The organism is Bacteroides sp. RTP21281st1_H5_RTP21281_210402 (assembly GCF_040918965.1).
Classification (GTDB): domain Bacteria; phylum Bacteroidota; class Bacteroidia; order Bacteroidales; family Bacteroidaceae; genus Bacteroides; species Bacteroides congonensis.
In genome coordinates this window covers 149,905-173,938 of sequence record NZ_JBCOWR010000006.1, presented here as the reverse complement: position 1 = coordinate 173,938, position 24,034 = coordinate 149,905, and the positions used below count along the sequence as shown (strand labels likewise).

15 protein-coding genes are annotated in these 24,034 nt (G+C 41.6%); all 15 read left to right on the top strand.

Annotated features, from left to right (window positions below):
• Positions 1 to 15: 15 nt before the first annotated feature.
• Complete coding sequence (locus AB5443_RS11190; RefSeq protein ID WP_195661786.1) at positions 16 to 1,446, top strand: discoidin domain-containing protein; 1,431 nt, start codon at positions 16 to 18, stop codon at positions 1,444 to 1,446.
• Positions 1,447 to 1,637: 191 nt separating this feature from the next.
• Positions 1,638 to 5,516: a TIM-barrel domain-containing protein gene (locus tag AB5443_RS11185; RefSeq protein WP_368113415.1), complete on the top strand. Its 3,879-nt coding sequence runs from the start codon at positions 1,638 to 1,640 to the stop codon at positions 5,514 to 5,516.
• A 138-nt stretch (positions 5,517 to 5,654) separates the two neighbouring features.
• Positions 5,655 to 8,603 (top strand): glycoside hydrolase family 88 protein, encoded by a 2,949-nt coding sequence (locus tag AB5443_RS11180; RefSeq protein WP_368113416.1) that lies wholly within the window; start codon positions 5,655 to 5,657, stop codon positions 8,601 to 8,603.
• Between the two features lie 59 nt (positions 8,604 to 8,662).
• Complete coding sequence (locus AB5443_RS11175) at positions 8,663 to 9,055, top strand: hypothetical protein (RefSeq protein WP_022138441.1); 393 nt, start codon at positions 8,663 to 8,665, stop codon at positions 9,053 to 9,055.
• Positions 9,056 to 10,089: 1,034 nt separating this feature from the next.
• Positions 10,090 to 12,402 carry a TonB-dependent receptor gene (locus AB5443_RS11170; RefSeq protein WP_307995559.1) on the top strand — a complete coding sequence of 771 codons (2,313 nt, stop codon included), beginning with the start codon at positions 10,090 to 10,092 and terminating at the stop codon, positions 12,400 to 12,402.
• A 366-nt stretch (positions 12,403 to 12,768) separates the two neighbouring features.
• Positions 12,769 to 13,941, top strand: a complete 1,173-nt coding sequence (locus AB5443_RS11165; protein WP_307995560.1) for a DUF2264 domain-containing protein — start codon at positions 12,769 to 12,771, stop codon at positions 13,939 to 13,941.
• A 21-nt stretch (positions 13,942 to 13,962) separates the two neighbouring features.
• Positions 13,963 to 14,880 carry a glycosyltransferase family 2 protein gene (locus tag AB5443_RS11160; RefSeq protein ID WP_289621407.1) on the top strand — a complete coding sequence of 306 codons (918 nt, stop codon included), beginning with the start codon at positions 13,963 to 13,965 and terminating at the stop codon, positions 14,878 to 14,880.
• 195 nt (positions 14,881 to 15,075) lie between these two features.
• The gene (locus AB5443_RS11155) at positions 15,076 to 15,978 is read left to right on the top strand and encodes a glycosyltransferase family 10 (RefSeq protein ID WP_022139485.1); all 903 of its coding nucleotides are present in this window, start codon (positions 15,076 to 15,078) and stop codon (positions 15,976 to 15,978) included.
• A gap of 106 nt (positions 15,979 to 16,084) precedes the next feature.
• Positions 16,085 to 16,474, top strand: coding sequence for a LytTR family DNA-binding domain-containing protein (locus AB5443_RS11150; RefSeq protein ID WP_022139484.1), 390 nt, complete (start codon positions 16,085 to 16,087; stop codon positions 16,472 to 16,474).
• 463 nt (positions 16,475 to 16,937) lie between these two features.
• Entirely contained in the window at positions 16,938 to 17,138 is a 201-nt protein-coding gene (locus AB5443_RS11145) for a hypothetical protein (RefSeq protein WP_289621409.1), read from the top strand.
• 277 nt (positions 17,139 to 17,415) lie between these two features.
• On the top strand, positions 17,416 to 18,588 hold the full coding sequence (locus AB5443_RS11140) for a S41 family peptidase (RefSeq protein ID WP_368119606.1): 1,173 nt from the start codon (positions 17,416 to 17,418) through the stop codon (positions 18,586 to 18,588).
• A complete protein-coding gene (locus tag AB5443_RS11135) occupies positions 18,575 to 19,858 on the top strand; it encodes a radical SAM protein (protein ID WP_022139481.1) in 1,284 nt (427 codons plus the stop codon). The genes AB5443_RS11140 and AB5443_RS11135 overlap by 14 nt, the downstream gene beginning before the upstream one ends.
• 85 nt (positions 19,859 to 19,943) lie before the next feature.
• Positions 19,944 to 20,537 (top strand): hypothetical protein, encoded by a 594-nt coding sequence (locus AB5443_RS11130; protein ID WP_289621410.1) that lies wholly within the window; start codon positions 19,944 to 19,946, stop codon positions 20,535 to 20,537.
• Positions 20,534 to 21,772, top strand: a complete 1,239-nt coding sequence (locus AB5443_RS11125) for a glycosyltransferase (RefSeq protein WP_307995562.1) — start codon at positions 20,534 to 20,536, stop codon at positions 21,770 to 21,772. The genes AB5443_RS11130 and AB5443_RS11125 overlap by 4 nt, the downstream gene beginning before the upstream one ends.
• Positions 21,773 to 21,799: 27 nt before the next feature.
• The gene (locus tag AB5443_RS11120) at positions 21,800 to 24,034 is read left to right on the top strand and encodes a peptidase domain-containing ABC transporter (protein WP_368113417.1); all 2,235 of its coding nucleotides are present in this window, start codon (positions 21,800 to 21,802) and stop codon (positions 24,032 to 24,034) included.

The window sequence follows — 24,034 nt, the reverse complement described above, 5'->3', positions numbered from 1 at the left end:
TTAATAAAGTAATATATGAAATCTATATATAAATATCTGATAGCTCCGTTTGGCCTGATTGCTGCTTTGTGTCTGGCAATCGGTTGTTCGGAAGAATATAAGTATGATACGGATTACTCCTCTTACGACAATGTTAGTTTGAAAATAAATCTGGTGGATGAGAATGGCGTATTATCTGTGAAACTGGCAAATAAGACGCATGCTCTTACTATTGCTGTGACCCCTGAGGATGCATTTATTGATCCTAAGGCTTATATTTATGAACTTGGTGACAATACCGTAGCTTCGGTATCCGTGGATGGTACACTGACATTGTTGAAAGTAGGTGAAACTACTTTAACTGTGAAGTTCCGTGGAAATAAGGAGATTACTACAAGCTGTAAGCTAAAGGTAGAGCCGACATTGGTTAGTGATGTAATCATATCTGCAGGTGATGGAATTAAGGTGGAAGAAGAGAAAACTGTAGACTTGGCTGGTTATGTTGCGGTAATTCCGTCTTCTGCCGATAATCAATTACTTACCTATAGTGTAAAAGAAGGTTACGAAGATATGGTAGAAATAATAGAGGGAAGTGTTGTTAAGGGCTTGCAACAGGGGCCGGCTATTATTATGGTAAACACAACCGATGGTTCAAACATCTCGAAAGAGCTGAATCTGGAAGTAACAGGTAAGATTCCGGTATCGGAAATCAAGATGAACGGTGCGGAAAAGCTGAACGGCAAGAAGGTTGCTGTTGGTCAGGCATTTGATTTGGCTACGGTAATTACGACATATCCTGTCAATGCTTCCAATCCTGACTTGAGATATACACTTGTATCAGGAGCAGATGCGGTGTCTATGGATGAACATGGCTTGATTACGGCATTGGCTGCCGGTGAGGTTGAAATTAAGATTGAAGCGGCTGATGACATGGGAGTTGCTCCGGCTCAAACTATCAAATTCACAGTAGATGCTGCACAAAGTTGGTTTGAACGCGCCTTGTGGAAAATTGATTCGTCTATTAAATTTAGTAATGGTAATAATTATACTACAGATGGTTCTAATGGACCATTGGAACTTGCTTTAGATGGTAAGACCGGTACTTATTTGGCCTTGACTAAACCTGGTAAGGACTACAATGGGCATAAGACACCGAATGGTCATCAGTTGTTTGTGGTAGTAGACTTGACTGCAGAACAAGAATTTAATTATTTCCAGTATGTGCATCGCAATAACAACAAGAACTTCCAGGTATGGAATTTGACGATGTATGGAAGTAATGATAATGAGAATTTTACTCTGATAAAGAAAGATATTCCTGTCGGGCCTAACACCACGTCCCCTTTCAAGTATGAAGGAGCCATCCCCGATGCTAAGTGTAGGTATATTAAACTGGAATTCTCTACATTTGATCCGACTAATGGATATAATTTATGTATTGCTGAATTCAATGTATGCAAGAAGTAATAGGCACTGATTTGATTATTGCCCTTTAGAAATGAGGCTGTCTCATAAGAATGGGACAGCTTTTTTCTTCATAGATATACAAAAAATAGGGATAGAATCATATAAGACTTTGTATTTGTTTACATGAATCCGTGAAACTTATATATAAGATAATGAAATATATAAACTAATTAATAGTGAGCTATAAACGTATGAAGAATCAAACTGTAAACAGCAAACGAAGGAGTTCTCTTTGGCTTACTTTGGGGTTTTCCGCAATGCTTTGTGTTGTACCATTACAGGCATTCACTCCTGTCGAAATAAATATGGTTGAAGTTTCGGTGCCTACTTCTCCTATTGTTGGTGTCAAAAAAATAAACCCCACCACCATCGAAGTGTTATTCTCCGATAACCGGCGAATGACATTGGACTTCTACGGTGCAAATATCTTCCGTGTATTCCAAGACAACTCCGGAAGAATAATCAGAGATCCTCAGGCCAAACCGGAAGCGCAGATATTGGTAGACAATCCTCGAAAAGAACTCTCCCGATTGGAGTTGGAAGAGAATGACGATTTCGTCTTTCTGACTACTGAAAAGATAAAAGTCCGGTTGGATAAAAAGACCTCGTTACTCAAAGTAACTAACCTGGCGACTAACACCGTTGTGGTGGAAGAACTGGAAGCGCCTCTTTTTGAGAAAGGAAAAGTGACTTTGACCTTGAAAGAAACCCCGCAAGAATACTTTTACGGCGGAGGTGTCCAGAACGGACGTTTTTCCCATAAGGGCAAAGTCATCTCCATCGAAAACCAGAATAGCTGGACAGACGGGGGAGTGGCTTCACCCACACCTTACTACTGGTCTACGAATGGGTACGGCGTGATGTGGTACACCTTCAAAAAAGGAAAATACGACTTCGGAGCGTCCGAACAGGGAAAGGTTAAGTTGTATCACGAATCGGATTATCTGGACGTATTCTATATGATTAACGACGGAGCGGTAGCCTTGTTGAATGACTTCTACCAACTGACAGGAAACCCGGTTCTGTTGCCTAAATTCGGCTTCTATCAGGGACACCTGAATGCCTATAATCGCGACTACTGGGTGGAAAACGAGAAAGGCATCCTGTTTGAGGACGGCAAGCGGTATAAAGAAAGCCAGAAAGATAACGGCGGAATCAAAGAATCGCTGAACGGAGAAAAGAACAACTACCAATTTTCCGCACGTGCGGTAATCGACCGCTATAAGAAACATGACATGCCATTGGGCTGGCTGCTCCCGAACGACGGCTATGGAGCCGGATACGGACAGACAGAAACATTGGACGGTAACATACAAAACCTGAAAAGTCTGGGGGATTATGCCCGTCAGAACGGAGTGGAAATCGGACTATGGACACAGTCGGATCTGCATCCGAAAGAAGGAGTGAGCGCCTTGTTGCAAAGGGATATTGTGAAAGAAGTAAGGGATGCCGGAGTGCGTGTGCTGAAAACTGACGTTGCCTGGGTAGGGGCAGGTTATTCTTTCGGGTTGAACGGAGTGGCCGACGTCGGGCATATCATGCCTTACTACGGAAGTGATGCCCGACCGTTTATTATCTCCCTCGACGGTTGGGCGGGAACGCAGCGTTATGCCGGAATCTGGTCGGGCGACCAGACGGGTGGCGTATGGGAGTATATCCGTTTCCACATCCCTACCTATATCGGTTCAGGATTGTCCGGGCAACCGAATATCACTTCCGACATGGACGGTATATTCGGCGGAAAGAATCTGATAGTGAATACCCGTGATTTCCAGTGGAAAACCTTTACTCCCATGGAACTGAACATGGACGGTTGGGGTTCCAATGAAAAATATCCGCATGCCTTGGGAGAACCGGCTACATCTATCAACCGCTGGTATCTGAAGCTGAAATCCGAACTGATGCCTTATGCGTATAGTATCGCCAGAGAAGCCGTAGACGGCATGCCGATGATAAGGGCCATGTTTTTGGAATATCCGAATGCCTATACTCAAGGCACGGCTACACAATATCAATATCTCTACGGCCCTTATTTTCTGATTGCCCCTATTTATCAGGCAACTAAAGCGGATGAGAAAGGAAATGATATTCGCGACGGCATTTATCTGCCTGAAGGCACATGGATTGATTATTTCACAGGAGAAAAATATGAAGGGAACTGCATACTCAACAACTTTGCGTCTCCCCTTTGGAAACTTCCCGTATTCGTGAAGAACGGGGCGATTATTCCGCTTACGAATCCTAATAACAATACAAGTGAAATCAATAAGGGAATTCGTATCTATGAGCTTTACCCGTATGGCAGGAGCACCTTTACCGAGTATGACGACGACGGAGTGTCCGAAGAATATAAACGGGGCAAAGGAGTGACAACAGACATCGAATCCGAAGTTGACGGCAAGAATAATGTCACTGTAACCATCTACCCGGCAAAAGGGAACTTTGCAGGTTTCGTGAAAGAAAAGGCAACAGAGTTCAGAATCAATCTCATCGCCCTGCCGAAGAAAGTAACGGCACAACTGGGAAAGAAAAAAGTGAAACTGACAAAAGCCGCTTCGAAAGACGAATTTGAGAAAGGGGAAAATGTATTCTTCTATGATGAGGCTCCCAACCTGAACCGGTTTGCTACCAAAGGAAGTGAATTTGAGCAAATGATTATCACCAAGAATCCTCAACTACTGGTGAAACTGGCTGCCACTGATATTACGGCAGGCACAACGACATTGCGCGTTGAAGGATTCAGCTTTGCGTCCGAAGACCGCCACCGGATCACTACCGGAACTCTGACTGCTCCCATTGCCCGGATTACTGCCAGCAACACGGAAGCCTATACACTGAAACCGACATGGGACAAAGTAACCAACGCCGATTTCTATGAGATTGATTTCATGGATATGCGCTACACTACGATTAAGGATACGGAACTGCTGTTTAAAGACTTGGCACCCGAAACATCCTATTCATTCAAGATACGTGCTGTCAACAAGGACGGAGCTTCCGATTGGGCTGAGTTCGGTGCTACCACCAAATCCGATCCGTTGGAATTTGCCATCCGTGGTATCAAAGGCGAATGTACAGCCGCTTCGCAAGGAAGAGTGGGCGTGAAACGCTTGTTCGACTTTGTAGAGTCAGGTGACATCTGGCATACGAAATACGGAGCAAAAGCCGTTCCGTTCGAACTGGTTATGGACTTGGTGACTGTCAACCAACTGGATAAGTTCCACTACCTGCCACGCACCAACGCCGGCAACGGAACATTGCTGAAAGGAACCGTTTCTTATAGCATGAATAAAGAACAGTGGACAGAAGCCGGAACATTTGAATGGCAGCGTAACGATGATGTGAAGATATTCAATTTCACCAGTCATCCTACTGCCCGCTATATCAAACTATCCGTTACGGAAGCTGTCGGCAACTACGGTTCCGGCAAAGAAATCTACGTGTTCAAAGTGCCCGGAACGGAAAGCTATCTTCAGGGAGATATCAACCTTGACGGTAAGATTGACGGCAATGACCTGACATCTTATACCAACTATACAGGGTTGAGAAAGGGCGACTCCGACTTTGAAGGATACATCAGCAATGGCGATATCAACAAGAACGGGCTGATTGACGCTTATGATATTTCGGTGGTTGCCACACAGCTTGAAGGCGGTGCTGATAACCGTGGTACGGAGAAAGTGGACGGCACGATTGAAATCAGCACCCCGAAACAAGCATATGACAAAGATGAGATCATTGAAATTCAGGTAAAAGGCATTGACCTGCGTGCAGTCAACGCATTCAGCTTTGCTTTACCTTACAATCAGCAGGATTATGAATTTGTCGGGGTGGAATTGCAGAATATGAATGCAATGGAGAATCTGACTTACGACCGTCTCCATACCGACGGTTCGAAAGCCCTGTATCCGACTTTTGTCAACATAGGAAACAAGAAGACCCTTGAAGGAATCGTTGACTTATGTCTCTTGAAGTTCAAGGCAAAACGTAAAGTGAGATTCGGGCTGAAGATCATTGACGGCTTATTAGTGGATAAGAAATTGAATACTCATAAATCAGGTATTCAGTAATTGGGTTAGTTGATATAGTTGTTCGGAAAGCTGCTTTTTTCTTTCTTTATGGAAGATAAGAGCAGCTTATACGGAAAATATGACTCTATTTAATCCATAATGCCCGTTATCTTTGCCTTGAATAAAAATTATAGTATTATGAAGAAATTACTCTTAACCCTTGCCCTATGCACGGGCTATTTGTGTACTACAGTTGCGCAGACATTTATTAAAACCGAAGTGAAGCAGTCGATGCGGCGGGTGGCCGACTGGCAGATTGCTCATTACAACAAAGCTGTTTATGGCGACCTCAACTGGGTGAATGCCACTTTCTACCTGGGACTTGTCCACTGGGCTGCGATAGCCGAGCAGACGGACAAGGACGATTCCTATTATAAATGGCTGTTACGTTTGGGAAACCGTAACTATTGGCAGGTAGACCAGCGGATGTATCATGCGGATGATATCTGTATTTCGCAGATGTATCTGTATATGTACGAAAAGTACAAGAGGAAAAGCATGCTCATTCCGACACAGGCACGTGCCGGATGGGTGATTGACAACCCGCCTTCCGGCTCGTTCAAATTGAACTATGGCGACGCAAGCACATTGGAACATTGGACTTGGTGCGACGCCCTGTTCATGGCTCCGCCTGTCTACATGAAACTCTACAATATCACAGGTGACAAGAAATTCATCCGTTTCATGGACAAGGAATACAAAGCCACTTATGACTTCCTGTTCGACAAGGAAGAGAACCTCTTCTACCGTGACCACCGTTATTTTACAATGAAAGAAGCCAATGGTGCAAAAGTATTCTGGGGACGCGGTAATGGCTGGGTGCTCGGCGGACTTGTAGAGATGCTGCGTGAACTTCCTGCCAAAAGCAAATACCGTCCGTTCTATCAGGATTTGTTTCAGAAGTTATGCCGGCGGATTGCCCCTCTCCAGAATAAGGACGGTTTCTGGCACGCAAGCCTGCTCGACCCTGCTTCCTATCCGTCGCCCGAGACGAGTTGCAGCGGTTTCTTTGTTTACGCCCTTGCCTATGGAATCAACGAGGGACTTCTGCCGAAGGACGAATTTCTGCCTGTGGTGGAGAAAGGATGGCAGGCCTTGGTATCGGCTGTGAGAGAAGACGGGAAACTGGGATACGTGCAGCCTATCGGTGCCGATCCCAAAAAGGTGACTCCCGATATGACCGAAGTATACGGCCCGGGTGCTTTCCTGCTGGCAGGGACGGAAGTTTACCGTATGGCACAGGATACCCCGAAACAAAATACGAATATCTCCCAAAACCGTATCCGTGAAATCGCCGCCATGCTGCCCGATAAACCGGAAGGAATGGGTGTTTCCTACAAAGACCGTACTTTCTGGAACAAAGTAAAAGAGAGCGGCAAAGCAGAAAAACTGCTGACAGAAGAAGCCCCCGCATTACTGAAAAAGGGGATGCCGCCTTTTGTCGATTCATTGTATCTGCACCTGAACAAGACGAATATCCGCCTGCCGGGTGAAAACATGATGAATGCGCGTTATCATTATCTCTTCCGGTTGACATTGGCCGAATGCCTTGAAAACAAAAGACGATATATTCCCGCCATTGAGAAAGCTCTGGTTGCTCTCTGCAATCAGAACTCGTGGTCGATTCCCGCTCACGACCGCAATCTGAAGAATTATCACGGTACGGACTATTATGTCGACCTGGTAGTTGCCACGGCCGGAAACGGAATCGCGCAGTGTGTAGCCATGCTCGACGACCGTTTGTCGCCGGAAGTAAAGGCTCGTGTGCAGTGTGCTTTCCGTGAGAAAGTGTTTCGTCCCGTATACCGTTGTCTGGAAGAGACAAAACCTTTTTGGTGGTTCACGGCGACAAATAACTGGAACTCGGTTTGTCTGGCAGGCGTTACAGGGGCTGCCCTCACTCTGCTGGCGGATAAGGAAGAACGTGCTTATTTCGTAGCCGCGGCCGAAAAATATAACGTGTACGGTATGAAAGGCTATGCCGACGACGGTTATTGCAGTGAAGGCGTCGGTTATTACAATTACGGTTTTCGTGCCTACATCCTGCTGCGTGAGGAAGTATGCCGTGCCACACAAGGCAGGATAGACTTTTTCCGTGACCCTAAATTTGTGCGTATCGCCCGATATGGTAAGAAGATACAGATGAATGAGGGTGTATGTCCGGCTTATTCCGATTGCCGTATCGGTCTGTCGACAGATAAATTCATTACGGATTATTGTGACCGTGCGCTTGGCGTTACTTCACCGGCAGAAAAGTACATTCTTCCGGCAGGAAATAACTTCTCTCTGTATCTCATAGAACTGTTCCCCCGACAAGTATGGAAGATGGAAATGACGGATGCTGTCCGTCAGGCGTTAAAGGAAGACTCTGACTCTCTGCGTGCTTACTACGAAAAAGCGGGAATCCTCGTTGCGCGTCCTGCCGCGGGCAGTCCGTGTCTGCTGGCTATCTCGGCCAAAGGCGGTAATAACGCCGAAAACCATAACCATAATGATGTCGGTTCTTATGCCATCGCTTTGGGAAAGAGTACGATGGTTGGCGACCAGGGCGGCCCTTTCTCTTATCCCGGTGATTATTTCAGCGCGGAAGCTCCTGCGAAATATAAGATCAAAGGTTCCTACGGGCATCCTGTTCCGGTGGTAGACGGGAAAACGCAATCTGCCGGTTCTGAAGCGAAAGCCATTGTGCTCAGGAAAGAATTTACAGAAGAAAAAGACTTGTTCAGTATTGACTATACGTCAGCTTATTCTACCCCCAATCTGGATAAGTTGATCCGTACTTTCGTCTATGACCGCCAGGGTGAAGGCAGTTTCACTGTCAGTGACGAATTTACGGCCGATACACCCATCCGGTTCGAAACAGCCGTAACAACACAAGCCGATTGGAAAGTTCTGGACGATACACGTCTTTTGCTCACTAGCGGCACAGAACAGATGATTGTCAACATCGAAGCATCCGGCAAGGTCGCATTTACTTCTGAAACCATCGAAGTGAATGCTCCGGCCTATACCCGCATCGGGATTGCGCTGAAGGAGCAGGCGGCGAAAGGATATATTCGGCTGAAGATGCAGGCGAAACAATTGTAACAATGAAGATACTGTGAAAAACACTATTTATATTTTATGATTTGGCAAGGAGGCGGCATATGAATACAAATTTTGCTTGTGGCTTGACAGCCATTTGCCCGGATGATGAGACTTTCTCCGGGTATCAGAAATATATTGATATATTGATGCATACGATTCTGTCTCCTGCCACTCTTTGCCACATATTGGTAGCTGAGGAATGGAAGCGGCTGTTTGCCCTTATGGATATCCTTTATGGAGATGCGTTGAAAACCTGGTTGGCTAAATATGATTGTCTGTCCGAAGAGGAGATTGCTCTCTGTTATTTTTGTTACATAGGAGTAAAGCATAGAAACCAGGCTGTTTTCTTTGGTATTTCATCGCACAGCCTGAGTAAACGTAAGCAGCGTTTGAAGGACAAACTGATGATTCCGCAGGGGATGTCTTTCAAAGATGCTGTTGGCGCGATGTAAATATCATAAAATAAGAAGTCGTGATGACGGGACAGCCCTCATTGTCCTCTATGCGAAAAAAGCAAAATCATTTCTCATATTCTCATGAAGAATGGTATTTGATTGATAATTAGAGGTGTAGACTATGAGAATTAAAATGTTTACATGCATTTCTCATAGTTTATGGCTCTAAAATGCCTTCAAAGAAGGTATTTCTCATACTTTATTTTGCATTTCTCATGCTGTATATTATACTTGTCCTTGTTTCAGGATACTAATATGTATAGGATAATATAACCGTAGTTTGTGTGTTGAGTCGGTAGACAACATATCTTTCACAACAGACATTGTTGTGTTTTCCTGCCTTCATCCGTATTATTCCACTCCAGTGGACAGACCGTTGCACTCGAGTGGATATACCTGTGCACTCTAGTGCACGAATCTGTTCACTGGAGTGCAACGATAGAGATGTCTTATTGAAAATCTATTGATTGCAATAGCATAATCTTTGGATATCAGCTAGTTATGATGAAGATGAGCGGTAGTTTTGCTACAGTTCATTAAGTGTTGATGATCAAACTATAAGAATACTATTTTTGATGGATGAGAAATGCCGGTAACAGGATGAGAAATGCATTGTTTTAAGCGTGTTTTCTTGATAAAACAATGAGAAATGCATGTAAATAATTTTATTCTCATTCTTTATGTGATTAGTAATCAGATGAATATGTTTTGCTATGAGAATATGAGAAATGATTTTGTTTTTTTATTCTAGTACGACGCTGATCCGAAACTATGATGAAACAGATATTTGGCTCGTTTTTGCGTAGGATATAAATAAAATTTGGCGTGGTTACCCTAATTTTCTGACAGAAAAGCACAGACGCTATTTGTCGTTGTCCATCAGATTTTGATTTTATTTTGTAAGTCGCTGTGTATTAGTGCTGTAAAAAATAAAAATGTCCATCGTGTTTTTTGGATATCGTTTTTTGATTCGTTATCTTTACAAACAGAAAACACAAATTTTTAATCATTAAATCATAAGTAGTATATTTATGAATAAAACACGATTCCTTCTTTTGAATTTCTTATTGTCGGGCATCTTCGCCCATGCGCAGACGTCTTATGTGAAAGGTATAGTGATGGATGCCAGGAAAGTTCCTATTGAGTATGCGAACGTAGTTTTGTATGATGCGGCGGATAGTACTGAAATAGTAAAAGCTGTCACGACTGACAGGAAAGGCCGGTTCGAATTGCTGAAGATATCTCATGGCAACTACCGGTTGCAAGCTTCTTGTGTGGGGTATGTGGCTGCCCGCATTCGGATTGATAATTTGGTGGAAAATATTCAAGACCTGCAATTAGTGATGCAGGAGAAGGCGGTTACCCTTGATGAGACTACGGTGACGGCGCAGCGTGTTGTGATGGAATTCGACCGGCAGATAATCTATCCCGGCAAGTTTGAAAAAGAAAATGCAATGGACGGAGTGGAGCTTGTCGACAAGATGCGGTTGCATGGCATTGTTGTGGATATGGCTACTAATAGTATAAAAACTCTGAGGGATGGTGCTGTGCAGTTGCGGATTAATGGAGGCCCTGCCGACCTGAACGATGTTCGCGGGCTCGACCCCAAACAGGTGACGCGTGTGGAATATCATGATATGCCCTCTATGCGTTATGACGGGGCGGGCGCTGTGATTGACTTTTATGTAAAGCGTAAAGAATCAGGCGGAACCGCCAAGTTGTTCACTTACAATGCTGTTGATTGTGCCACCGGAACGGAATCGGGGAGTATCAAGGTGAATCACCGCAAATCCGAGTTTTTCTTTTCCGGAGGAAATTCCTATGCTCATTTTAATGAAAGGTATAGTAACAAGACTACCACATACAATTTTGAGGGAGACCGGACATTGGTGCGGGAAGAAGCGGGACTTCCTTCCAAATATCATGAAGACATTTATAACGGTGCAGTCAGTTACAGTTATTTTGACCCTAAAAATGTATTGTTTACCACTAAGCTGAACTATTCTTTCTATGGTACTCCCAACAAGGGAACCGGAAACGGGGCTATTTACGAAGGGCAACAGCCTGCGATAAGCAAACAAACTGCCACATATTATCGTGACAAGAAAGCGAGGTATAGTCTCTATTATCAGAAGGAGATGAAGCACAAACAATTACTGGCTCTTGAAGTGATGGGTTCGTATGTATACACCGGTTCTCATCGTTCCTATCGGGAGACGCAGGAAGGCAATACACTTACGGATATTCTTTCGGACGCGGATGGTGATACTTATCTGATTACCGCCGAAGGGCTTTATGAGAGGCGGTTTGGGAAACGTTCCAAACTTACTGCCGGAGTGACACAGCATCTGAACCTTGCCGATATTTCTTATTCGGGGACTACGGGTCATCAAAGTGAAATGGATCGTTTTTCCACTAGTGGCTATGCAGAGTGGATGTCAAGTTCCGGTCGTTTCAACTATTCGGGCGGCGTGAGAGGACGGTTTGAACGCATACTTCAGAAGGCGGGCAATAACTCCAGTTTCAGTGTGGCCCCTTCCTTGCGGATGGGGTATCGGTTCGGTCGTAATGTCCAACTTCGTTATAGCGGAACTTTATCCGTATCAGTCCCTTCATTAAGAAACCTGAATGATGTGGAAGTGGTCGAAGACGGCTATCAGGCTCGTAGAGGTAATCCACGATTGGGAACTATCACGAATTATTTAAATTCTTTGCTCTTCACCTGGTATAGCGGTGACCTGATGACTACCTTGAATGTGAGCGACTCCTATACCGTTCATCCGGTTTTGGGGAGCATCTTTCGGGAGAACGACCGTTTTATTACTCAGTACGGAAACGGAAAATATGACCATACGGTCAACGTGGAGGCAGGCGGCGACTGGTCAGCCTTTGACAGGCGACTGAATATATATGGTCGCATAGGTTATTCTTTTCGTGAGAATGCGGCGGAAGATTACTCGCATTCTTTGAATAGCTGGTATTATAATGTGGGGATAAATTGGACTTACAGAAACCTTACATTGTCCGGCAGTGCGAATAGAGGTGCAAATTCGCTTTCTAATGAGGTGGTTCGTTATAGTGGCAAAGGCGGTATTGGCTTAGGATTGGATTACAAATGGAAAAATCTGAAACTTGGCGGAGGGGTTAATTTTGCGGTCGGTCATTCATATCTTTATCAAACGAAGTCTTTGAATCGTTTTGTTTGGAGTGACGAGCGCATGTATAACCCGGAGGGAAATACGATGTTTAGAATCAGAATGTCCTGGAATATAAAATTCGGTCGCCAGCGTGAAAGTAATTATCAGCGTATTGAGAATAGTGGAGGGGAGAGTGCGGTGTTTTAGCATTTAGATGTATGTGACGGAAAAGTTTTTTGATCCTTTGATTGCCGGTTCTGTTTCCGTGTATTTGGGAGTGCCTGATGTGGATAAACTGGCTCCCGGATTGCATGCTTATAATCGATGTACGGAATTATGATTCTCCTGAATCATTGGCGAAGGAACTCAACGGTATTGTTGCAACCGTAGTTTATATGACAAATTGCTTGAATGGAAAAAGCGACCGTTGAATGGGACTTTAGCTGATTTGATTGAAGAGCAGCATATTCATCCTTTTTATTAGAATGGCGATGTTGGCGAAAGAAAAAATGCAGAAAGTATTATGATGTGTGAAACAATAGTGGTATTGATTAATTGAATTGTTAAAGTCATATGGGAAATACGGTAAACATATTATGCAAAACTGACCGTGACTTCTGGTGCCATACCTTTTATCGAATGGCAGCTCCGGTGTTAAGCAATATGAGTAAAGGTATGTTGAAGAAACACATGCCAATAGAGTACAGCCGTACTTGGGACGGACGGAACAGGCAAGTCGCTTATCTGGAATGTTTCGGCAGACTGATGGCGGGTTTGGCTCCGTGGGTGTCATTGCCGGAGGATGAAACACCGGAAGGCGGTCGGCGCAAACAACTCCGCGAGTGGGCTCTTCAAAGCTATGCGAATGCTGTAGACCCTGATAGCCCCGACCTGTTGTTTTGGGAAGGAGAATTGCAACCATTGGTAGATGCAGCTTATCTTGCACATAGTTTCTTGCGTGGATATGAGCAATTGTGGGTTCCTTTGTCTCTCCAGACTAAGCAGCGCTATATTGAGCGGTTTAAAAGACTACGCCGGATAACTCCACCTTACAACAACTGGTTGATGTTTCCCGCTATTATAGAAACATTTTTGCTGGTAGCAGGTGAAGCTTATGACTTATACCGGATAACTCTTGCTGTTAACAAAATGGAAGAGTGGTACGTAGGAGACGGATGGTATTCGGACGGCGTTCATTTCGCGTTTGATTATTATAGCAGTTATGTGATTCATCCCATGTATGTGGAGTGTCTGGAAACGTTGGCGGAGTTTTTGAACCCGTCTTATCTTTCCTTGTATGAAAAAGCACTGAAAAGAATGCAACGTTATGGATGTATTCTTGAACGTCTCATCTCTCCCGAAGGTTATTTCCCTGTTGTGGGACGTTCGGCTACTTATCGCACGGCTGTATTTCAACCATTGGCAATGTTGGCCTTAAACGAAGAACTTCCACAATCATTGTCCTGTGGACAAGTACGGACAGCACTTACTGCTGTATTCAAAAAAATGTTTGAGGGAGAGCAGAACTATACTTCCAATGGGTATTTGACATTGGGCGTAAATGGTTATCAGCCACATGTTGTTGACTATTATACGAATACGGGCAGTCTTTATATGGCCAGTCTTGGTTTTTTGCCGTTAGGACTTCCTGCTTCTCATTCGTTCTGGACGTCTCAGGCAGAGCTATGGACTTCGCAGAAAATATGGTCGGGAGCGGATATCGGAGTTGACCGGAAATTTATTTAATAGTTAAAAAATTGAATTCTGATGGAAAATGCAATAATTCTTGATGATACTCCGCTAGTATCGGTCGTTATTCCCTGCTATAATTCAGTCGAGCTCCGAAGAACGCTTGAAAGTGTATGCAAACAGAGTCATACACGTTGGGAAGCAATCTGTGTGGATGACGGTTCGGATATGGAACTTCTCCCAATAATTGAGGCGCTAGGTGATTCTCGTATATTTTATTACCGTCTGACGGAACATACCAATGCCAATGTAGCTCGTAATTATGGTATCCTTCACAGTCGGGGAGCATATGTTGCCATGCTTGATTCTGATGACGAATGGTTGGAGAGCCATTTGGAGGATTCTCTTCGTATTCTGTCGGAGGGACACACCGACTGTGTGTATAGCAGCTTGATTCTTAGGAGGAAAACGGATTCTGTGTTTACCACCCGTGCGGTAAAGGAAAGTGAAACAATGATTGATTTTTTGCTTTCCACAGGATATGGAGCGCAGACTTCTACGCTTGTAATGACTTCTTCAAGTGCAAAAGAGATTCTTTGGGATGAGAAACTTCATCGGCATCAGGATTACGACTTCGTAGTCAGGTATAGCCGGAAGTACAGGATGTTTCCGAAAATTACTCCTACAGTGATTTATCATTGCTCCAACACTTCCCGTACAATTGACTTTGATTCGTGTATCCGTTTTATACGTTCAGTAGAGGATGAGATAACAGACCGGATTTATATGAATTATCATAAGCATATGTTGAGGCTTGCTGTTACCTGCAATGCACAGGAGAAAATCGTTAGCCATTATCGTAAAGCGGTTACACATTATGAATATTTGCTACCATTCTATGATTATCTGTTGGTATTGAAACCTCGAAATAAGTTTCAGGCATGGGTATTGAAAATGAAATACATTTTAAGAATACTTATGGTGAAAATCGGATAAAAGGTTGAATTGTCTCCTTGTTTTTGACTGCTGCTTTTTCAGTGTGTCCATCGAGAGTTTGAATTTATTGTCTAATGTGTTGATTATTAGTGAGAAAAATATTTAAAAATGTCCAACGCGATTTTTGGATGTTAATTGCCGTTTTCGTAACTTTGAAACATGGACTAAGTACAATATTATGAAACACAAAATGGTATGCTGGTTTTATTTTGGACAAAGATACGCCGCACAAAATTCTCTATTTATGACCAACTGAGAATGGATGAACTATTGCAGATTTTACCTTGCGATATACATATCACGTATGATCGAGACAAAATGTCGGTTGCTGATGTTGTGGCGTTCAATCTTCCTTTTTTATATCGTGAACTGGAGGGTGATCTTGAGAAACCGGAACATCAGATTTGGGTAGCGTGGAGCTATGAAAGTGAAGTTAATTATCCTTGGATGTTTTCCGATGAGTTGAAAGATATATTTGATCTTTGGATGACTTATCATTTGGATTCGGATATTGTGTTGCCATATTATGACTATACTTTTAAGGAAAAGCTGTTTACTCCACCTTGTGAAAAGACTAAAGATGTGTGTATGTTTATATCCAGTCCTGTGAATAAAAGTCATCGGTTGGAGTATATTTCAGAATTAATAGAATACTTACCTATTGATTCTTATGGCAATTGGAGAAGGAACTGCGTATTGGATGAAGATAAAGGATATATTACCAAATTGGATATAATAAAACAATATAAGTTTACTATTGCATTTGAAAATGCGGTAAGTCAGGATTATGTGACGGAAAAATTCTTTGAACCGTTGACTGTCGGTTCTGTGCCGATTTATCTGGGTGCTCCGAATATAGAGACGTTTTCTCCCGGAGAACATGCCTTTATAGATGTGAGGGATTATACTTCTCCTAAAGATTTGGCGGATGATATAATGAGATATTGCCGGGATATATCAAGGTATGATTCACTTTTAGAGTGGAAGAGGAAAACTTTGTCTGATGAATTGGCCGGGTTGATTGAAGAACAGCGGGAGCATGCTTTCATAAGGATGGTGAGACTGGCGAAAGGTAGAATCGAAGCAAGGCTAATGTAAGTAATAGATAGAAAACGGAAATACGATGAAAGATGATTATAAATACATTTTAAGAATGATGGAATGATGAAAGTATCAAAATGCACATTGTTGATAAAATAGAAAAATGAACACAATTATGAAACACCATGATTTATTTTTTACAGACGAAGGGGTTTTATTATCAGATAGTACTAAAGTACGTATGATTGCTTATAAAGATATAGTCTTTTTTGTGACCGACCGACCTTATGTTATTATAGGAACTGAAAAGAAGGAACGTATCTATGTTCAGACTTCAATGTCACGGATTGCAAAGTGTCTCCCTTCTTGTTTTTGTATGTGTAGCCAATCGGTCATCATAAATTTGTCTTATGTCAATGCGTACGAAAATGATCAACATACATTTCGGATTTACCTTAGAAATGGCTGTATAATCAATGCGTCCAGACGATATCATAATATCCTTAAAACTCAAATCGTATCATTTAAGAAGATGATGATGAATCGTACATAAAATACGAATTTAACAAATTACTGCCGGATTGTATATCAATTACTACCGAATTGTATATTTTGTTGTATTTGATAGCTTTTGTTTGATTTGTTCTTTTATATTTGCGGTTGTTGCTTGTAAATAGTAATGATTTGATAAGTAGAAATAGATGCTTATCTGTAGAGTTATTTGGAATTACTAGTTTATCATAGCTTTGTCTTGCTTTTTATTATGGATATAAGACTCGCCATCTTATATCGTTGTATAATAAAAATGAGAGGTTTTAGCTATAAATGTAATAGAAGGCGAATGAAATTTATGTTGTATAGATGTTTATGTATATTTATACGTAATTGAACATAAGAGTATTAAGAGTTGATGCTCTTATAAAGTAATTTTTTTAGTCTATTAATGAATTTGAAATACATAAGTTATGAAAGTTCTGAAAAGAATAGTATTAGGGAAAAATCTAACTGATGGAGAGATGAGAACCCTGACTGGCGGTGCCATGTCTAATATAAACGAAGGAAATCCTTGTAGTTGCTCAGGTAGTACACAAGGCTGGTGGTGGTGTGATGATAATACTAATGAGGCTAGTGGCTGCGTGTGCGCTGGAAATGATGATAATACGAACAAAATAGAGAATTGTTCATGTGGAACTTCCGGAACAACATCTGGCTGTTGATTTATACTGCCGGCTTTTAAAACCAAAGTGGAGATAATGATTGGTAAATTTGAAATCTCCACTTTTTTAATTTGTAGAAATGCATATGAGGTACTATTTACTCTTTTTTATAATTCTCGTTTTTAGAGGTAATTTGACAGCTCAGAGTTATACGGTAAACCAGCGTATATATTGGCTGTCGAAAATATGGAAGGATGTTTCCCACAATTATTGTGATCCGAATCGTTTATTGGAAATTAATTGGGATAGTTGCTTTGTTGGTAGTGTTTCTGCGGTTATGAACCCAATGACAGATAGGGAGTATTATAAGTTATTGGAGAAACTGATCGCAACGATACAGGATGGACACACACAATTGGATTATAGGCAATATTGGACATCCGATAAAGAGATTGATTATTTGCCTATTGATATTGAGTATAATGTTGACGAATTCTATATAAATGGCGTGTCTGATAAGATAAAGAACGCTGTGCCTTTAGGCAGCTTACTTCTGAAAATAAATGATATTCCTACTGAACAGTATTTGGAAAAATATACATTTCCTTATACGGCTGGTAGTACATTGCAAAATAGAAAAAGGCAAGCCATAGCTTCTATTGCTTGTGGTAATAAGAATGATTCTATATTGTTGTGTATAAAGACGCCGTCAGGAGATATTAATAATGTCTATATCAAATACAATGTTATAGAGGAACGTGTTGCTAAAAAAGATATGTTGGCATTGTTTAATTCAAATATAATAAATAATTATAAAAGAACAGACGCATATTTAAAGAAAGACTCATTTGATAATTCCTATTTTTATTTCCGTTTTGATCGTTTAGTTAGATTCTCTATGACGAATTTGTTGAATAGTGTGGTAAAGCAGGTGGGCAAAGCCGACTATTTAGTTCTTGATTTACGGTATTGTTCGGGCGGGAATGAACTAATGGGTGATACTCTGTTGATGAGTTTTTTGGATGTTGAAAAGATGGAAACTTATCCTTCTGTGACTCGTGTTAATAATGCTTTTTATGCATCACGTGGATTTGGATATAAGCAATATGTGGACTACTATGAGAATATGAAAGTTGATACATTAAGTAGTGAGACATTATACAAGACAAATCTTCCCTTATTTAAACAGCCGTTGTTTATATTAATAGGAGATCGTACATTGTCTGCTGCAGAAGATCTGCTTATAGCGCTAAAGTTGCATTTTCCTCAGAGAGCAATTTTAGTAGGTACACCCTCTGGGGGAAGTACTGGGGCTCCTTTAGTATATAAATTACCATTCCATAATTCTTATTATCGTATTTGTGTTCGTAAACCTTTGCTTCCTTTGGGCATGTTTGAGGATGGAATTCAACCTGATTATTTCTATAAACCAAGCATACAATCTGTATTGGAAGGTAAGGATGAAATTTTTAATTGTGTACAAAAAATATATGAAAATGAAATCAAGTAAATATAATATATATACCACAAGTGATGATAGGTACTATGTTTATAATCAGTTGACAGGGGCGTTTAGTGAGGTTGATGACGAACTTTTTCGATGTTTGAAGCAGAATTCTTGTTTAGAGGGATTCCCTCAAGAACTTATAGATGAGTTAAAAAATAGTCATTTTATTTGTGATGAGCATTTGGTTGAAGAAAATGTGATTTTACGTATAAATCGTGAAATGAGGTATGGTAACCATAATGCAAGAATAACGATATTACCAACAGTGGATTGTAATTTTAAGTGTTGGTATTGTTATGAGAATCATATTGAAAGCGCTATGAATCAGCATACCGTGGATTCTATAATTTTATTTATAGAGAATTTGTTTAAAGAAAATAGATTAGATTCTTTTCATTTGGATTGGTTTGGAGGTGAACCTTTGCTGCTTTTTAATGAGGTCATATATCCAATAAGTAAATCTGTTTTGCAATTATGCTTGGAGAATAATGTGCTTTTTTTACATTCTATTACTACAAATGGGTATCTGATAACAGATGCTATGATTGATAAGATGAATGAAATAAAGTTGAATTCTTTTCAGATAACTTTAGATGGTAATTCATTTTATCATAATAAAACTCGTTTTTGCAAAACGGATTCAAATACATATGTTCGCATAATTGGCAATATGATTTCTTTGTGCCGTAATATAGAGGAGGTACGAATGGTTCTTCGCATTAATTATACTCCTAAAAATATTTCAACAATAGATGAGATTGCTTTGGATTTTCCAGAAGATGTAAGAGGAAAAATTCGTATTAGTCCTCAAATTGTATGGCAGTTTAAGAAAGATATAAATGGAATAGGTGATGTAATAAAAAGCAAATTGAAGGTTTTTGCAGACAAAGGTTATAAAATAAGCGAAGGTAGTTGTTCTTTTTATAAAGGGGGATGTTACGTGGAGAATATGCTTCAGTATGTTGTAAATTATGATTCGAATGTATATAAATGTACAGCGAGAGATTTTTTAGATTTAAATAATTCTATTGGATATTTGGAGCAAGATGGTAGACTTATTGTAAATTCTCATTATTATGATTATTATCAAAGTTCGTCATTCGAAAATTCTAAATGTTTAGAGTGTAATCTGTTACCTTCGTGTTCAGGTACATGTATTCAAAAGAAAGTAGAACGGCATTATTTTTCTTGTCCGCATGATGCTGTTTATTCTTCTTTATTGAATAGACTTGAATTAGTAATAAAAGCTAATAAAAATGAATATGGAGAGTAATTCCTTTGATTTTACCCAACGAGTTATTCATGTGTTATTTTTGCAATCAAAATTTGTTTCGGATTTGGGGCTCTTTAATGGACAAATGGGGATAATATTAACGTTTGCTCATATTTATAGAAATACTCAATCAGAAGTATATGAGTTGCTATTGGATGATTTATTGGAAAACCAGATTGGACGTCTGAATGATGAATTGCCATTAAATTTCGAAAAAGGATTCACCGGTATAGGCTGGGGACTCGAATACTTGCTTCAAAGTGGTTTTGTGGAAGGCGATGGTGTTGAGGTTTGTGAAGAGATAGACAAGAAAATCATGGCATTCGATGTCCGAAGAATGACCGATACGTCTTTGGAAAACGGGCTGGAAGGTTTGTTGCACTATGTACTGATACATATCCGTGGCAACAAGGAACAGCTTCCTTTCGATGAGCTTTATTTCTCGGATTTGTATGCGAAGGTAAAAACGTTGGTGGATGCCGGACAACGGGAAGATTCTTTCCTGCGGTTAGGTAGCATGTATATGCATTGGTATGAAACGCGTTCGATGCCTGATTATCCGTTGGATGTGTTGCAATTTGTAGGTTCTCCGGTTGTGGAGCAAGAGCAAATAGGCGTTTCTCCGTTGGGGTTGAGGGATGGATTGGCAGGTTTGTTGTTAAGGCAATTGTTGATATGAAGAGGCAGGTTTTTGTGTTTGATGAATATGTCAGTTCTCAGAAGAACGGCATAGGCTCTTTCCTGAAGGAGTTTTGCAACTGTATGAAGCAGTTGGATGCAGCGGTCTGTATGTTGGTTTTCAATGCGGATGTAAAGGAACTTACCATTGAGCGGGACGGAGAGGGGAGAATGGAAAGAATGTTGTTCCCGTTTTTCCCCGCAGGTCAGTTTACGCATCATGCCGGAATTGTGGTTCGGTTGCTTAGGTTGTATATCGTTGATTCTCCCGACAACCTGTTTTTTGTCAATCATTCGCCTTGCGAGAGATTGGCGGAGATGCTGAAGAGTGACTTTCCGCTGTCTAAAGTGGTTTTTATCATCCATGATTTGGGATGGACTTCCGGTTGTATGGGTGATGAACGTAGGTTCAGGCAAATCATAGAAGCGGCAAACGATGAACAGGAGAATGCACGGCATATACAAGATTTCTATGCGAGGGAAGTAAAAACGTATGGTTTCGTAGACCGTGTGGTGTGTTTGTCCGAGGATACCCGCCATTTATTGCAGACAGTGTATGCACTTCCTTCGGAAAAGCTATTCTTGATACCTAACGGGCTGAAAGAATGTGATGGAAATGATGTGCAGTGCGCCACCCGTGAAGAGTTGAAGAGAGAACTGTTTATTCCCGCAGATGAAAAGATAATTCTTTATGTAGGAAGGCCTACCAGACAAAAAGGTGTGTATGCCCTGTTGAATGCCTTTCATTTCCTATTGAAAAAGAAGCCTAGTGTCCGTTTGGTCATTATCGGTTCCGACAATGGCAATCGGATTGAAAACCTGCTAACTATTTCTTCAGGTTTTGCTACGCGTGTGTCATTTTTAGGGCTAATAAGTAAAGAGGAACTGGAGAAGTGGTATGCTGTTGCTGATGTCGGTGTGATTCCTTCCTATTATGAGCAGTGCCCGTATGTTGGAATCGAGATGATGATGCATGGTCTTCCTGTTGTTGCATCTGATGGTTTTGGTCTACGGAATATGTTTCAAGATGGTGTAAATGCATTGATAGCTCCAATTGGGAACAGGGAGGATACGGAAGAGTTCTCTTGTAACTTGGCAAAAGCTATTGATGAGCTGTTGTCTTCAGAAGAGTTAAGAAAGACTTTGGGAAGGAATGCGCGGGAAATATACCATAGTTATTATAGTGAAAAGCAAATGCTAAAGGGATATAAAGATTTGTTGGCTTCACTGGATTGAGAATATGTTTGATAAATTATTAAATCAATGATTAAATCTTTTCCTCACTACCAGCAACTTGACTCAATGGACTGTGGTCCCTCATGCCTGCGCATGATTGCCAAATACTACGGTCGTTGCTATTCTCTTCAAAATCTGCGGGAAAGAAGTTTCATTACCCGTCAGGGGGTATCCATGTTAGGTATTAGTGATGCCGCCGAAAGCATAGGCATGAGAACGCAGGGAGTACGTATCAACCTTCAACAACTGATTGAGGATGTCCCGCTGCCTTGTATTCTTCATTGGAATCAGAATCATTTTGTAGTACTGTATGATATCAGGAAGAAAAAAAATCTATTGTGGAAACGTAAGATAGCGAAAGATTACACATTCTGTATATCCGACCCGGCGAAAGGAAAGTATCCTATTGACAAAGCCGGATTTGAGAAATGCTGGATAAGCACCAAAGATGAAGGAAAGGAAGCCGGATTCGCCCTATTGCTGACTCCCACTCCCGAATTTCACGAACGTATAGACGACCATGAGCAACAAAAGAAAAACCTTTCTTTCTATCTGCGCTATCTGTTTCCATACAAGTCGCAATTATTCCAACTGATGATTGGGATGCTGTTGGGAAGTGTTTTCTCGCTTATCCTTCCTTTCCTGACACAAGCTATGGTCGACCAGGGTATTGGAAATAGTAACTTGAATTTTATTACTCTGATACTGGTATCCCAACTCGTGTTGTCAGTCACCCAGACGGGAGTCGGTTTCATTCAGAGCTGGATAAGTCTGCATATGAATACCCGGATTAGCATCACTTTGATTTCCGACTTTATTGCCAAACTGATGAGATTGCCCATCCGTTTTTTCGACGCGAAAAACATAGGTGATATCCTGCAACGGATTGGCGACCATGGGCGTATTCAATCATTCATGACTGGAACAGCACTTTCCACTCTCTTTTCTTTTTTTAATTTCTTTATCTTCGCCGGTATCATGGCTTATTATAACCTGTCTATCTTGATAGTCTTTCTGGTGGGGAATGCCTTGTATGTCGTGTGGATTCTCTCTTTCATGCGTTACCGTCGCAAACTGGATAATGCACGTTTTTCCCAAGCTTCTGCCAATCAGAGCAACATGGTGCAACTCATCACAGGCATGCAGGAAATTAAGCTTAATAATTGCGAGAAACAACAACGCTGGAAATGGGAATCCATACAGGTGAAACTGTTTAAAATAAGTATCAAAGGTACTGCACTGGGACAGACCCAGCAGGTAGGCTCTATATTCTTCAGCCAGACGACATCACTTCTCATTTCCTTCTTGTCAGCAAAAGCGGTAGTGGACGGGGAGATAACTTTGGGTATGATGATGTCCATCAGTTATATCATCGGACAATTGTCGGGGCCTATCGGTCAGGTGATAAGTTTCAGCCAATCATTACAGGATGCGAAAATAAGCCTTGAACGGCTCAATGAGATTAATAACAAAGAGGAAGAAATCACCGACATGAATGACAAAATCAATGTGTTGCCGGAGAACAGGGACATAACGATGGAAAATGTATGTTTCAGCTATGACGGTGCGGAAAGGGATTATGTGCTGGATAATCTGAATCTCACCATTCCGCACAACAAGGTGACTGCCATTGTAGGTGCCAGCGGTAGCGGCAAGACGACTGTTGTCAAACTGCTGCTGGGCTTTTATAATCCGGTAAAAGGGGACATTAAAGTGGGGAATTATTCGCTGAAAGACATTAACCCTCATTTGTGGCGGCAAAATACCGGCGCCGTGATGCAGGAAGGATTTCTTTTCTCGGATTCTATTGCGAAAAACATTGCTGTCAGCGATGAGTCGGTAGATACGAAGAAACTGTTGAATGCGGTGGAGATGGCCAATATCAAGGAATTTATCGAATCACTCCCGCAAAAGTATAACAGTAAGATTGGCATGGAAGGAAACGGCGTAAGTCAGGGGCAGAAGCAACGGTTGCTCATTGCGAGGGCTGTCTATAAGAACCCGGCGTTTCTCTTCTTTGACGAAGCTACGAATGCACTGGATGCCAACAATGAGAAAAAGATATTGGATAATCTGATGCACTTTTATGAAGGAAAGACGGTGGTAGTGGTGGCGCATCGGCTCAGCACGGTGCAGAATGCGGATAATATCGTGGTGATGGAAGCCGGAAAGGTGATTGAGTCGGGCACTCATAAGGAATTGACGGCGAAGAAAGGAGCTTACTACACATTGGTGAAGAATCAATTGGAACTGGGAGTATAG

Coding starts and splice junctions, on each gene's coding strand:
- AB5443_RS11145 (WP_289621409.1), top strand. CDS start 16,938: ATGAGAACCCTGACTGGCGGTGCCATGTCTAATATAAACGAAGGAAAT.
- AB5443_RS11155 (WP_022139485.1), top strand. CDS start 15,076: ATGCTGGTTTTATTTTGGACAAAGATACGCCGCACAAAATTCTCTATT.
- AB5443_RS11175 (WP_022138441.1), top strand. CDS start 8,663: ATGAATACAAATTTTGCTTGTGGCTTGACAGCCATTTGCCCGGATGAT.
- AB5443_RS11185 (WP_368113415.1), top strand. CDS start 1,638: ATGAAGAATCAAACTGTAAACAGCAAACGAAGGAGTTCTCTTTGGCTT.
- AB5443_RS11150 (WP_022139484.1), top strand. CDS start 16,085: ATGAACACAATTATGAAACACCATGATTTATTTTTTACAGACGAAGGG.
- AB5443_RS11130 (WP_289621410.1), top strand. CDS start 19,944: ATGGGGATAATATTAACGTTTGCTCATATTTATAGAAATACTCAATCA.
- AB5443_RS11190 (WP_195661786.1), top strand. CDS start 16: ATGAAATCTATATATAAATATCTGATAGCTCCGTTTGGCCTGATTGCT.
- AB5443_RS11170 (WP_307995559.1), top strand. CDS start 10,090: ATGAATAAAACACGATTCCTTCTTTTGAATTTCTTATTGTCGGGCATC.
- AB5443_RS11160 (WP_289621407.1), top strand. CDS start 13,963: ATGGAAAATGCAATAATTCTTGATGATACTCCGCTAGTATCGGTCGTT.
- AB5443_RS11140 (WP_368119606.1), top strand. CDS start 17,416: ATGAACCCAATGACAGATAGGGAGTATTATAAGTTATTGGAGAAACTG.
- AB5443_RS11120 (WP_368113417.1), top strand. CDS start 21,800: ATGATTAAATCTTTTCCTCACTACCAGCAACTTGACTCAATGGACTGT.
- AB5443_RS11165 (WP_307995560.1), top strand. CDS start 12,769: ATGGGAAATACGGTAAACATATTATGCAAAACTGACCGTGACTTCTGG.
- AB5443_RS11125 (WP_307995562.1), top strand. CDS start 20,534: ATGAAGAGGCAGGTTTTTGTGTTTGATGAATATGTCAGTTCTCAGAAG.
- AB5443_RS11135 (WP_022139481.1), top strand. CDS start 18,575: ATGAAATCAAGTAAATATAATATATATACCACAAGTGATGATAGGTAC.
- AB5443_RS11180 (WP_368113416.1), top strand. CDS start 5,655: ATGAAGAAATTACTCTTAACCCTTGCCCTATGCACGGGCTATTTGTGT.